The sequence below is a fragment of the Roseomonas sp. USHLN139 genome (assembly GCF_037145735.1).
In the GTDB taxonomy this organism is placed as follows: domain Bacteria; phylum Pseudomonadota; class Alphaproteobacteria; order Acetobacterales; family Acetobacteraceae; genus Pseudoroseomonas.
This window is the reverse complement of the sequence record NZ_JBBCWY010000014.1, coordinates 76,032-87,928: the sequence shown is the minus strand read 5'-3', so window position 1 is coordinate 87,928 and position 11,897 is coordinate 76,032. Positions and strand designations below refer to the sequence as shown.

Genomic DNA, 11,897 nt, shown 5'->3' with positions numbered 1-11,897 from the left:
GCGCGTGCGGCCCGGCGAGAGCGTGCCGGTGGACGGCGCGGTGCTGGAAGGGAGCGGCGCCGTGGACGAGTCCATGGTCACCGGTGAATCCCTGCCGGTCGAGAAGGCGCCCGGCGCCAAGGTCATCGGCGGCACGGTGAACGGCACTGGCGCGCTGGTCATGCGGGCGGACAAGGTCGGCTCCGACACCATGCTGTCGCGCATCGTCGCCATGGTCGCCGAGGCGCAGCGCAGCCGGGCGCCCATCCAGCGCATGGCCGACACGGTGGCTGGCTGGTTCGTCCCCGCCGTCATCGCCGTCGCGTTCATGGCCTTTGTCGCCTGGGCGATCTGGGGTCCGTCGCCTGCGCTCTCCTACGGGCTGATCGCCGCCGTCTCCGTGCTCATCATCGCCTGCCCCTGCGCGCTCGGCTTGGCCACGCCCATGAGCATCATGGTCGGCGTCGGCAAAGGCGCATCCGCGGGGGTGCTCATCAAGAACGCCGAGGCGCTCGAGCACATGGAGAAGGTCGACACCCTGGTGGTGGACAAGACCGGCACGCTGACCGAGGGCAAGCCCAAGGTCGTGGCTCTGGTTCCCGCGCCGGGTCTAACCGAGGCCGAGGTGCTGCCGCTCGCCGCCAGCCTGGAACGGTCCAGCGAGCACCCGTTGGCGGCGGCAGTCGTGGCTGCCGCCAAGGAGCGCGGCATTGCCTTCGGCGAGCCTGCCGACTTCGCCTCCGTCACCGGCAAAGGCGTGACCGGCACCGTCGGCGGGCGCCGGGTCGCGCTGGGCAACGCGCGGCTGATGCAGGAGCTCGGGGTGGATCTGGGTGGTCTGGCCGCCAAGGCTGACGAACTCCGGCAAGAGGGCGGCACGGCGCTGTTCCTGGCGGTGGACGGCGGGGCAGGGGGCATCATCGCTGTCGCCGACCCCGTCAAGCAGAGCACGCCCGCCGCGCTGGAGAGCCTGCGCGCCAGCGGCATCCACATCGTCATGCTCACCGGCGACAACCGCACCACAGCGCAGGCGGTGGCCCGCAGGCTCGGCATCGAAGAGTTCCAGGGCGACGTGCTGCCCGAGGACAAGCACCGCATCGTCCGGGAGCTCCGCGCCAAGGGAAGGGTCGTCGCCATGGCGGGCGACGGCGTCAACGACGCTCCAGCGCTGGCGGAGGCCGACGTTGGGATCGCCATGGGCACCGGCACGGACGTCGCCATGCAGAGCGCGGGCGTGACGCTGGTGAAGGGTGACCTCGCGGGCATCGCGCGGGCGCGGCTTCTGTCTCGCGCGGTGATGCGCAACATCCGGCAGAACCTGTTCTTCGCCTTCATCTACAACGCGGCCGGGGTGCCGCTGGCAGCGGGCGTGCTCTACCCGGTTTTGGGCCTGCTCCTCAGCCCCGTCGTCGCGGCCTTGGCGATGGCGCTGAGTTCGGTCTCGGTGATCGGCAACGCGCTGCGCCTGCGGACCATGCGCATCTGATGGGCGAGGCATGGGGGATCCGAGCTGGCGGTTCGCTCCGCCCAAAATGGGTGGCCGGGGGCATCGGATGCAGACCCGCCGCTGAAGTCCGGCGAAGGACAGTACTCACGATGCCTGCAATAAATTGTTGAATTGCAACAGATGCAGCGCGTCCACCGGCCGCCTAATGATGTGGTCGGACGTTCGCCCGGGCGGCAGTCCACGGCAAGCGCTGACAGGAGATTTGCATGCTTTCCCGCTCCACCTTTCTCCGCCACGGCATCCTCGCCGTCGCCCTTGGCGTACTTGCTCCCGGCGCCGCCTCCGCGCACGCGATGCTTCACTCGTCCGACCCGGCCGACGGCGCGACGCTGAACGGATCGCCGCGCACGCTCAGCCTGGCCTTCACCGAGGACTGCCGCGTGACCTCGCTGCGCCTGGTCGATGAGAGCGGCCGCGAGCATCAGGTGCGCCGCGAGGGCGGCCGGGCCGCGTCCAGCCAGGCGACCGCCACGCTGGCGGGTCCCCTGCGCCCCGGCGCCTACCGGCTCGAGTGGCGCGCGATGGGTGACGACGGCCACGTCATGAGCGGGGCGGTGCGCTTCGCGGTGAACGCGGCCCGGTGATCCTCGAACTGCTGGGGCCGGGGTCGGACCCGCTGCGCGCCCTCTCCGTGGCGCTGCGCCTCGCCTACTACGTGGCGTGCCTCGGCGCGGCGGGCCTTGCCATCTTCACCATGGGCTTTGGGCGCCTGCAGGAGGCCAGTGACGTCGCCTCATGCCGTCGCTTGACCCTGGCCCTGGTCGCCGCGGGACTGGCGTCCAGCCTCGCCTGGCTGGCGGCCCAGGTTGCCCTGGCATCGGACGGTGACCCGTTCGACGCCGAGGTCTGGGACATGATGCTGGCCTCGCGGCCCGGCATCTCCGTTTTGGTCACCTGGGCGGGCCTGCTTACCATGGCGCTGGCGACCTGGACCGGGCGCATCGCTTGGCCGCTTGCTGCCGTTGGCGTGGTGGCAATCGCCGTGAGCTTCACACAGGTCGGCCACACCACCCAGCACCAGCCACGCTGGCTGCTGGCGACCGCGCTGGTGGTGCACTTGCTCGCGGCCGCTTTCTGGGCTGGCAGCCTGTTGCCCCTCATGATCGCCTCCAGGCAGGCAGGTCCGCAGGCCGCCAGCCTGGTTGAGGGGTGGGCACGAGTGGCCTCCTGGGTCGTTGCGGGCCTCGTGGTGGCCGGTGGGACGCTGGCGTGGCTGCTGGTCGGGCAACTGGACCTGCTCGTGACCACTGCCTACGGCTGGGCCCTGCTCGGCAAGGTCGCGCTGGTCGGCGCCTTGCTGGGCTTCGCCGCCTGGCACCGCTTCCGGCTGACACCGGCCCTAGCCGCTGGCGCACCGGGCTCCGGCGGCCGCCTCGCGGCCTCCATCGGCTGGGAGATCGTGGTGATGGCTTTGGTCTTCTGGGCGGTTGCCGAGATGACGTCGACGAGCCCGCGCCCCGAGGGCATGTAGCCAGCGGCGTCTCAATGGATCCAGCCTCGACAAAGCGCTGGTTTGCCGAAGCGGAGCGCCGCCATTGGAACAGACTTGCCACGATCGGGCGCGGCAAGTCTGCCTCCAATCTGGAGGGGATGCACGCCCCTCTGGAGCGGCCCTGTTTAATCAATGACAGATGGTAGGCCGGTCGGTGGCCGCTTGCAGTCACACGGAGGATTCGCTCAGCCCCCGAGGCTGCCAGCTGAAACCTGAGAGCTGACGTCAGGACGAATTTGCAGTTCAGACAAATGATGGCTCCAAGGATGACCATCATAACTTAGCTGATTGGCGTCGCTGCTCGGCGCGTTGTTAGTGAGTGCCATGCTTTCCTCGAGTGGCGGCAAGGTGCGCTCGCTGGTCTCCATGGGCACGCTCAGAGGGTCGCCCTTGGCGGAGCGGCTGTTGCCCGGAGCACCAGCTCCAGCCTCTCCACGACTCACCGCAATGCTCAAGCGAGTCGGGTTCTCCGACGTCCCCGCACTCTCCTGCGCGAATGCCGGACCTGCCAGGAGTAGAACACTCAGACCAAACGAAAGAATCTTCGAATTCGACATGGGAACTCCCAAATCTGATGGTTGATGCGCGGCGGCCTAACTGGCCTCGCGCTCTTGCCTCTTCAGATTTGGACGATGAACATTGCGGCCCTTTCGCTGGCTTGCGACGAATTATGTCCTAGGCCGTCTGGTCTCAGGTGAGGATGCTCGATCCATGTGGAGCGGGCAGAAGTGTCGGTGCAAGTCCCGTCATCCGGCCACCGGCAGTCGGGCCTCCTCGAGACCACCGCCTACGCATCGGGTGGTGACGGGCCGGGCGGACCTGGCCAGCTTTCGGAGCTGACTCGCCCATGACTTTCCCGCAGCCTTCATCATCGCGTCCATGCGTATGTTGAGCGGATGGTCCGGCTTGCGAAGGCTCCCCTGCCCGTGAACGGCCTCGTAAGCCTCCCCTTCGGCCAAGCGGGCCCCAAAGTTCACGTATGTGGGCCGCCAGAAGGTTCGGTAGATGCCTCGAGATGGAGCGCTTCCTTGCAACCGCGGTAACGCTGGACGGTGGTCCACGCCCCTCGCTCGTCTGCCAAAGCGATGGCGTCGAGCAGGCTGGCTTCTTTCAGATCCAGATGGCCCTACTGCTGCGCCGACGGGGAGCGGGAAAGCTCACCGTCTCCCGAGGCCATAGCTTGATCGCGCTGTCGCCATGGAAGCCTCCTGTTCGGCTGGGCAAGCCCATTCGATGATTGTTGTTCCAGATCAAGGCCAGGGTGCGGAGGGCAGGGCATGAACCGGATGTGGGAAGGAGATCCAGGATGCATGACCATGCGGAAACCTCCTGGTGGCGCAGCCGGACGGGCATTGCAGTCATCGGCTTCGCCTTGATCGTCGCGCTCTACGTTCTCCGGGAGCACTACGCGCACGCCCTCGGCGCGCTGCCGTACCTGTTCCTGCTGGCCTGCCCCCTGATGCACCTGTTCATGCACCATGGCCACGGCGGACACGCCGGGCATGGGGAGGCGCGCGACGACGCCAGGCCAGGGGCGGAGCGCGGCAAGAACTCCTCGTTCGGCCCTGGCCGCGGCTGACGGCCTGGTACTCCAGCCATCGCGGTAGCTCGCGGAGCTGGCGCCGCCAGGGACTGCTTGGCGCGGGGAATGCGCTGGCATCCCCGAGACTGCTCACGCCCGCGTTCCGCTCGGCTCCGCCTTGACAATGGTGGGCGCCTTGAAGCGCACGGAGGCGGCTTGGCCGTTGAAGAGGACGGCCAGGGCCGGATGACGGACCACCAGGCGGTGGAAGCCGTAGGAGGCGGCCGCCGAGATGATGGTGATCAGCAGGAACTCGACCTCAGCGGGCCATCCGACGGCCAGGAAGCCGACGGCCAGCCAGAGGACGATGGGGACGTGAACCAGGTACATGGTCATCGCCGCCTCCACCATGGTCGCGGAGAGCCGCGTCCGACGATCCAGCCACAGCCGGGCGGCGGACAGCAGCAGGTGCGCGAACAGAACGCCCACCACAGGCATCAGGAAGTAGGTGATGGCGCGGCCCATGTCGCCATCGTCGTCCTGGAACACGGCCATGGTGACGGCCGTGGCGAGTGCGGCTGCCCAAACTGGCCAGCGCGGGCGTGTGAAGGCATCGAACCACGCCGGGCGGGCAGCTGTCAGGGCGCCGACCAGGAACATCAGGCCGTCGGCCACGAACTGGCCCGCCACGAAGATGCCGCCCATCAGGTACGCCATCTCCAGCTTCGCAGCGACCACGGCACAGGCAAGGACCACCAGGCCCACCGCCGCCAAGCCGAGCCATCCCAGCCACGGATCCTGCTCCAGCCGGTCCTGGGCACGGCCGACGAGGGCACCGATACCGCACCTGCTGCCCAGGAGCCAAAGTCCGGCGAACAGCACGCAGTAGATGAGCAGGTAGATGAGGAACCAGAGGTGGACGGTCCAGGCGGCGCTCGGGCTGCTCATTTCCGCCAGCAGGGCAGGAAGGGCGTTGCCCACGCCCCCGGCGGCGACCCCGCTTGCGAGCACCATCAGCGGGCTGACCAGGACCAGGGACGTCAGCAAGGGGATGCCGATGCGGCGTGCCCGCCCGGCCAGCCAGTGCCCCGCGCCGCGCCTGCGGATCATCAGGGAGGCGAAGAAGCCCGCGATGAGGAAGAACACGGGCATGCGGAAGGTGTGGCTGAACTGGAGCGCCCAGGTCACCGGGAGAGACTTCTCCGGCGACTCCACGATCCAGACAGCGTGGGCCGCGTAGACGAGGCCAACATGGTACGGGATGCCGACCAGCATCAGGATGGCCCGGAGCTGGTCCAGGAAGTCCCACCGCTCAATGCGCGCGGGTTCCGCTTGGATGGTGGCAGTGGCGGCGCGCACGGCGGAGGGATGTTTCTCGAGGTCCACGCTGACATGCTTCCGGCAAGTGAATGTGCCTGACGCCAGACACGTGGCGCAGGTTCTAGCGGCTGGCGCCGGACACAGTCTTACAAGTTGTGTCTGCGGCTGGTTTGGCGGTTCACGGGTGGGCGGGCGCGGGTGTCCGTACCGGCAGCCCACGCTGCCGCGAGCCTGAACCGGCGGGAAGGTGATGCGCCGCCACTGGTAGCTCCCGGCACTGCGGCCGCAGCGCCCCCGTCGCGAGACCGCCGGGTAAGGCAGGCAGCGCTAAGCTCCAGGAAAATCTGTTCCATATCAACGTGTTAAACATGCTTGCGCCCTTTAGGCGGTCTGGGCACCTCTGGGTGAGAGGCTCCAGGGAGCCCTTGCAAGCCGCCACCGGAGGACCGATAATCCGCGCCATGAGCGAAGCTTTGGTCACCACGAGGCAAGAAGCGCGGACCACCCAGGAGGGAAAGAAGCAGCCCAAGGCTGCTCTTCGCCGCCAGCCCGCGATCGTGCGCGTGTCCAAGGTGGAGGACGCCGCACAGGTGGTGAGGCAGCCGCGCAGAACCAAGGTGACCAAGCAGGTCGCGATGGCCACCGCGGATGCTCCTGACTGGCTGTTCGAGGCGGTGTCCGCGGCAACGATGCATCCTCGCCATGCCGAGCTGGACCGCAAACTGGAAGCCGCGCGCCGGTCTAAGGCAGCCGCGACCTCCTCCTGACGGCGCCGGGGGAACCACCCTTCGATCCGCAGGAGGTCCTGGGTGGTGTGTTCCGCTACGATTACCTCTGGGCCCGCGAGGAGGCGAGCGGCAATCGCTGGGGGCTAAAGCAGCGCCCGAGCTGCGTCATCCTCGCCTTGGGCGCGGGCCAAGCCGTGTACTTGGCCATCAGCCACGAACCGCCACGCGAGGGTCAGGTGGCCGTCGAGATACCTCCTGAGGTCCGGACCATCGCTGGGTTGGACGGGGCCCGGCAGTGGGTCGTCGTGTCGGAGTTCAACTTCGACCGTCATGGCCCGCGCCTCGTCTCCATTCCCGGGAAGCGCGGCCAGAAACGCTACGGCACCCTTCCGCCCAGCTTCTTCGAGGAGGTCAAGAGCGCCTTCCTCGCGCAGCGCAAGGCAGGGACGCAACAGCAGGTCGACCGCACGAAGGACGCGGCCTGACCTCCTCGGATGACGCGGGTTCGTCGCATGAGCCGCCGTCCGCCCGTCGCCCATCGACTCTCAGCCTGGCTCTTCCGGTTGCCCCTGGACACGATGAGCATGTCGCCGTCCGGCAGTGGGCGCCGCAGCTCGCGGGCGACCTCCCACGGCGTCTCCAGCCCGGTGTTCATCTCGTCCAGCGTGGTCAACGGCACCGGCATCGTCTCGGGGTGGATGACGACCACCATCTTGCCCGCGTCGCAGGTCAGGAAGGCCTGAAGCTCGTGCTCGCCTCTAACCTGGTTCGACTCGGGGCCTTGGGTGTCGGTCCAGATGCCGGTGAAGGCGAAGAGGGGGCCGCCCCTCCGGACGCCCGAACCACACTGACGTCCCCTTCGGCTTGGTGTCCTCCGACTCTGAGAAGGACGTAACGGCCACCAGGCGGCGGTGCGCCGGACCCAGCCAGCGGCGCCAGTGCGGGCTGCGGGTGTTCCGGATGTTGGTCACAGGTGGCCGCCGTATAGCTTGGATCCGGCATGCCCCAGCGCATGGTGGTCGGTTCCCGCTTGCCGTCCTCCGCCTGCCGCACGACAGGCGCCATCCTGTCGGGGTAGATGGCGGGCGGGGAAGGGAGGTTTCCGGTGCGGTCATCGAGCGCCCGGGTCAGCTTCAGGATGGCCCGCCGATTGCTGGTCATCGAGTAGAGGTTGCAGATGCCCGTCTCCTCGGAAGCGCGGGCGGACAGTCGACAGTTTAGCCCCCTCAGCGCCCGGCGTGTATCCAAGTGCCATTGCTGCCGTCTGGCTTGCATCCGGCACCCCGGCGTCGCGCGGCTTCGATGACTGTAAGCCGCTGATGGTTCCGCGGCAGGAGGTCGCCAGCTAAACCAAGCTCGGCGTCACGGCCTGGGCGTCGCGGGAGGTGCAGCCCGACCGCCTGTCGCAGCGCCCAGGCAAGGCCGCCCCAATCCTCCGCCGCCATGTCGCGCGGCCCGGCGCCAGGCCCGTGACACGGCCGCGCCAACCACCGGCCACACTCAGCCCCATCCGGCGCATCCAGCCAGCCGCGCCCGCAGTGGGCAGGGCATCGGCCGCGCGCCTGCGGTCGCAGTTCCTCCAAGGCAACACGAGTCCTGGCAAGCCCCCATGAACCTCCTATGCTGCCCGGACGTTTCGATGCCGGATACCGGGAGCAGACGATGGGCCTGGCAACCTACACCTTGAAGATGGCGGCTGTGGCGGCGCCTGCCGCCGCACTTCTGGCCTTCGGCGGCGAGCCCATGCCCGCGGGCTGGCTGGACGGAATCGTGCTGCCGGGCGCGACCGTGGGGCACGCCGCGACCGTCATGGCTTTTTGGGTGATCGGCTCGGTTACGACGGCAGGCGGCGTTGTCGGGCTGCTGTGGCTCGCCCGGGCGTACTGGCGCGAATGGCAAGGCCGGTCGGGCTTGCGGACTACGGACTGATATTCGCTGGCATACTGCGACGGAAATCAGACGGATGGGGGACGCCAAGCTTCAGCCTTGGCATTCCCCGGATGTCCTGCGATCTGGAAGCAGGGACGGTCTTCTCGAAGGGCGAGACCCGGTGGCTGCCCTCCTTGCTGCCTCTGGTTCCCGTCAGCGGTATCCTGAACGAGAGTGTAGGCCGATGGGCATGGGTCATGCCGCAACAGCCTGCGTCGTACCATGCATGCAACCAAGGCCCAGCAGAGGCATTCTGCAGGTGTTCCGTGGCTTGGCAGCAGGGACGGTCGCTCCGGATGTGTCGATCCGACGCGGCCGTCCCTGTCGCATTGTGGCTCCGGTGAGCGACGTTTGTTCAGCTCGGTGGCCCGACGCTCACCCCGACACTCTTCTACAACGGACGCGTGTACACACTGTGTTCACCTCCTGGTTGAACCGGCAGGGCAGGACAAGCATGTTCCTGCTGTCCCGACAGGCCAGCCAATTCCGTGGCTTGGCGCTGTTCGATGTGCCCGGCTGCGGCGAGAGCGTACGTGCCCCGGCCATCCGAGCTGAATAGGTGACGGTTCTCGGTGAGGATGGTCGCCAGCCGGTCGATAGGCCGCGCTTCCTTTCCCATCACACCGTCGGCGATGAGGATCTCGAGCAGTCGCTGCCTGTGGAGCGGGCCATGCTGACGCAGCGCCGACTCGATCATCGTGCAGATGCGCGAGGTCTTGGTGCTCGGCCTGTTCAGCCTAGCCTGTGCTGCCGGAGTGCTCATTGCCTCCAGAGCACGAAGCATCTTCGGCGGCGCGACCGAACTCCGCGAACCATTTAGGAACCCATGCACTCGCCATAACCAGCGCACGGCCTCTACTGCTTGGGCCTCATCCTGGGCGAGACGCTCGAACTCAACGCGGCAACGCTCCGCCACACTCGGATCCGCGTCATTGCACTCGGCCTCGACAAGATCCCTTTCGAGTTCCTGGCGCCGCGCCTGCGCCGCCGCCCGCCGCTGCTCCAGGCGGTCGATGGACTCCTCGATCGGGCTGCAGATGTCTGGCTCATCCATGCCCCAAGGAATGCTCGGGTGATCGGAAGGTTTCGGAAAATGGCAAAGCATTCGGGCGAGGGCCGAACTTCGTGAGTTCGGCGGACGCAAGGAATGCCGATGGGCCAAAAGGAAAGCCTCGGCGAAGACCATGTCCGCCGAGGCTTGTCGTGTAAAATCAATAGTTTGCACAGGGTCCGGTCTACCGAATGGTGCCGGAGTCTCCCGTTTGGTGCGCGGCTACAATCAGGCGTCGACGGCTTCCAGGTCGAGCCGCGCCGCATTCTCCTGGATGAAGCGGAAGCGCAGCTCGGGCTTGCGGCCCATCAGCGCCTCGATCAGCTCGGAGGTGGCGGCGCGCTCCTCCGGCGGCAGGACGACGCGCAGCAGGGTGCGCTTGCGCGGGTCCATGGTGGTCTCCTTCAGCGAGGCCGGCGGCATCTCGCCCAGGCCCTTGAAGCGGCTGACCTCGACCTTCTGGTTCGGCTTGAAGCTTTTCTTCAGGAGCTTCTCGCGCTCCGCGTCATCCATCGCGTAGATCGTCTTGCCGGCCGTCGCCAGGCGATAGAGCGGCGGCTGCGCCAGATAGACGCGCCCCTGGCGCACCAGCTCCGGCAGCTCCTTGTAGAAGAAGGTCATCAGCAGGGCGGCGATATGGGCGCCGTCGACATCGGCATCGGTCATGATGACGACGCGGTTGTAGCGCAGCCGGGCCATGTCGAACTTGTCGCCGGCGCCGCAGCCCAGCGCCTCGATCAGGTCCTTCAGCTCCTGGTTCTGCCGCAGCTTGTCGGCGCTGGCCGAGGCGACGTTCAGGATCTTGCCGCGCAGCGGCAGCACCGCCTGGGTCTCGCGGTCGCGGGCCTGCTTGGCGGAGCCGCCGGCCGAATCACCCTCGACCAGGAACAGCTCGGTGCCCTCGGCGCTGTCGCGCGAGCAGTCGGCGAGCTTGCCCGGCAGGCGCAGCCGCCGGGTCGCGGACTTGCGCGGCGTATCCTTCGCCTCGCGCCGGCGGATGCGCTCCTCGGCCCGCTCGATGACATAGGACAGCAGATTGTCGGCGGTGGCGGGGTCGCCGGCCAGCCAATGGTCGAAATGGTCGCGCAGGCCCTGCTCGACCAGCTTCGCCGCTTCCGGGCTGGTCAGCTTGTCCTTGGTCTGCCCCTGGAATTGCGGCTCGCGGATGAAGACCGAGAGCATGCCGGCGATGCCGCCCAGCACATCCTCGGCGGTGACGTTCGCCGCCCGCTTCTCCTTCTTCAGCTCGCCATAGGCGCGCAGGCCCTTGACCAGCGCGGCGCGCAGGCCGGCCTCATGCGTGCCGCCCTGGGGGGTCGGGATGGTGTTGGCGTAGGTGTTGAGAAAACCTTCGCCGCGCTCGATCCAGGCCACCGCCCATTCGGCGCGGCCGGCGCCCTGCGGGAAGGTGGTCTCGCCGGCCCAGGTGGTCGGGATGACCAGGCTGGCGCCCTGCACCGCCGCGGCCAGGAAGTCGGACAAGCCGCCCGGGAAATGCAGCGTCGCCTGCGAGGGGGTGTCGTCCTTGACCAGCGCCGGGTCGCAGCTCCAGCGGATCTCGACGCCGCGGTAGAGATAGGCCTTGGAGCGGCAGAGCCGGAACAGCCGGGTGGCCGAGAACTGCTGCGCGCCGAAGATCTCGGGGTCGGGCTTGAAGCGGATGGTGGTGCCGCGGCGGTTCTGCACCGCGCCGGCATTCTTCAGCTTGGCCAGCGGCTTGCCGCGCGAATAGGCCTGGGTGAACAGGGTGCGGTCGCGGGCGACCTCCACCTCCAGCCGCTCGGCGAGGGCGTTCACCACCGAGCTGCCGACGCCGTGCAGGCCGCCGGAGGTGTCATAGGCCTTGCCGGAGAACTTGCCGCCCGAATGCAGCGTGGTGAGGATCACCTCGAGGGCGGAGAGCTTGGGGAATTTCGGGTGCGGGTCGGTCGGGATGCCGCGGCCATTGTCGCGGACGGTCAGCCAGTTGTCCTTGTCGAGGACCATCTCGATGCGGTCGGCATGGCCGGCGACGGCCTCGTCCATGGCGTTGTCGAGCACCTCCGCCGCCAGGTGGTGCAGGGCGTTCTCGTCGGTGCCGCCGATATACATGCCGGGGCGCCGGCGGACGGGCTCCAGCCCCTCCAGCACCTCGATGTCCTTGGCCGAATAGGAGGTCCCGGCCTGAGCCTTGGCACCACGGCCGCCGAAAAGATCGTTCATGTCTTGTTCACACCCTCGCCCCGCAACCTAGCGAAGCCGGGGGGGCGGCCGCAACCCTGGGGATGCGCGGGGGTGGCGCCACGACAGCAAAAAGGGCCGGAAAATCCGGCCCTTGGCGTATTTTCAAAGGTTTCCGACCGGGCCCCGCAGGCGCCCGGCCGGCAGCC

At 67.9% G+C, this 11,897-nt stretch carries 12 protein-coding genes; 8 read left to right on the top strand and 4 right to left on the bottom strand.

Annotated elements, in window-relative coordinates; translation table 11 throughout:
* The 3 genes from WFI16_RS24530 to WFI16_RS24520 form a co-directional block, all read left to right on the top strand.
* Positions 1–1,465 (top strand): copper-translocating P-type ATPase (locus tag WFI16_RS24530; protein ID WP_419900490.1); only part of this gene is annotated, 1,465 nt, incomplete at its 5' end.
* A gap of 227 nt (positions 1,466–1,692) precedes the next feature.
* Positions 1,693–2,070: a copper resistance CopC family protein gene (locus WFI16_RS24525; RefSeq protein WP_419900489.1), complete on the top strand. Its 378-nt coding sequence runs from the start codon at positions 1,693–1,695 to the stop codon at positions 2,068–2,070.
* Positions 2,067–2,957: a CopD family protein gene (locus WFI16_RS24520; RefSeq protein ID WP_419900488.1), complete on the top strand. Its 891-nt coding sequence runs from the start codon at positions 2,067–2,069 to the stop codon at positions 2,955–2,957. The genes WFI16_RS24525 and WFI16_RS24520 overlap by 4 nt, the downstream gene beginning before the upstream one ends.
* A gap of 206 nt (positions 2,958–3,163) precedes the next feature.
* Here WFI16_RS24520 and WFI16_RS24515 read toward each other — a convergent pair whose 3' ends face one another.
* On the bottom strand, positions 3,164–3,535 hold the full coding sequence (locus tag WFI16_RS24515) for a hypothetical protein (protein ID WP_419900487.1): 372 nt from the start codon (positions 3,533–3,535) through the stop codon (positions 3,164–3,166).
* 749 nt (positions 3,536–4,284) lie between these two features.
* Here WFI16_RS24515 and WFI16_RS24510 point away from each other — a divergent pair.
* On the top strand, positions 4,285–4,557 hold the full coding sequence (locus WFI16_RS24510; RefSeq protein ID WP_419900486.1) for a DUF2933 domain-containing protein: 273 nt from the start codon (positions 4,285–4,287) through the stop codon (positions 4,555–4,557).
* 93 nt (positions 4,558–4,650) lie between these two features.
* Here WFI16_RS24510 and WFI16_RS24505 read toward each other — a convergent pair whose 3' ends face one another.
* Complete coding sequence (locus tag WFI16_RS24505; RefSeq protein WP_419900485.1) at positions 4,651–5,886, bottom strand: acyltransferase family protein; 1,236 nt, start codon at positions 5,884–5,886, stop codon at positions 4,651–4,653.
* A gap of 395 nt (positions 5,887–6,281) precedes the next feature.
* On the opposite strand from WFI16_RS24505, the gene WFI16_RS24500 reads away from it, so the two are divergent.
* The 4 genes from WFI16_RS24500 to WFI16_RS24485 all read left to right on the top strand — a co-directional run bounded on the left by WFI16_RS24500 (position 6,282) and on the right by WFI16_RS24485 (position 8,477).
* Positions 6,282–6,587: a hypothetical protein gene (locus tag WFI16_RS24500; protein WP_419900484.1), complete on the top strand. Its 306-nt coding sequence runs from the start codon at positions 6,282–6,284 to the stop codon at positions 6,585–6,587.
* Positions 6,588–6,634: 47 nt separating this feature from the next.
* On the top strand, positions 6,635–7,033 hold the full coding sequence (locus tag WFI16_RS24495) for a hypothetical protein (RefSeq protein ID WP_419900483.1): 399 nt from the start codon (positions 6,635–6,637) through the stop codon (positions 7,031–7,033).
* 27 nt (positions 7,034–7,060) lie between these two features.
* On the top strand, positions 7,061–7,291 hold the full coding sequence (locus tag WFI16_RS24490) for a hypothetical protein (protein ID WP_419900482.1): 231 nt from the start codon (positions 7,061–7,063) through the stop codon (positions 7,289–7,291).
* 877 nt (positions 7,292–8,168) lie between these two features.
* Positions 8,169–8,477 (top strand): hypothetical protein, encoded by a 309-nt coding sequence (locus WFI16_RS24485; RefSeq protein ID WP_419900481.1) that lies wholly within the window; start codon positions 8,169–8,171, stop codon positions 8,475–8,477.
* Positions 8,478–8,868: 391 nt separating this feature from the next.
* Here the strand turns inward: WFI16_RS24485 and WFI16_RS24480 are convergent, their stop codons facing one another.
* Positions 8,869–9,531, bottom strand: a complete 663-nt coding sequence (locus tag WFI16_RS24480) for a hypothetical protein (RefSeq protein ID WP_150357574.1) — start codon at positions 9,529–9,531, stop codon at positions 8,869–8,871.
* Between the two features lie 225 nt (positions 9,532–9,756).
* A complete protein-coding gene (gene parE, locus WFI16_RS24475) occupies positions 9,757–11,730 on the bottom strand; it encodes a DNA topoisomerase IV subunit B (RefSeq protein WP_419900480.1) in 1,974 nt (657 codons plus the stop codon).
* Between the last annotated feature and the right edge of the window lie 167 nt (positions 11,731–11,897).

What these genes read in the sequence shown, in the direction of transcription:
- WFI16_RS24525 (WP_419900489.1), top strand. Translation starts at nt 1,693, where the DNA reads ATGCTTTCCCGCTCCACCTTTCTCCGCCACGGCATCCTCGCCGTCGCC.
- WFI16_RS24490 (WP_419900482.1), top strand. Translation starts at nt 7,061, where the DNA reads ATGAGCCGCCGTCCGCCCGTCGCCCATCGACTCTCAGCCTGGCTCTTC.
- WFI16_RS24515 (WP_419900487.1), bottom strand. Translation starts at nt 3,535, where the DNA reads ATGTCGAATTCGAAGATTCTTTCGTTTGGTCTGAGTGTTCTACTCCTG.
- WFI16_RS24485 (WP_419900481.1), top strand. Translation starts at nt 8,169, where the DNA reads ATGCTGCCCGGACGTTTCGATGCCGGATACCGGGAGCAGACGATGGGC.
- WFI16_RS24500 (WP_419900484.1), top strand. Translation starts at nt 6,282, where the DNA reads ATGAGCGAAGCTTTGGTCACCACGAGGCAAGAAGCGCGGACCACCCAG.
- WFI16_RS24510 (WP_419900486.1), top strand. Translation starts at nt 4,285, where the DNA reads ATGCATGACCATGCGGAAACCTCCTGGTGGCGCAGCCGGACGGGCATT.
- WFI16_RS24480 (WP_150357574.1), bottom strand. Translation starts at nt 9,531, where the DNA reads ATGGATGAGCCAGACATCTGCAGCCCGATCGAGGAGTCCATCGACCGC.
- parE (WP_419900480.1), bottom strand. Translation starts at nt 11,730, where the DNA reads ATGAACGATCTTTTCGGCGGCCGTGGTGCCAAGGCTCAGGCCGGGACC.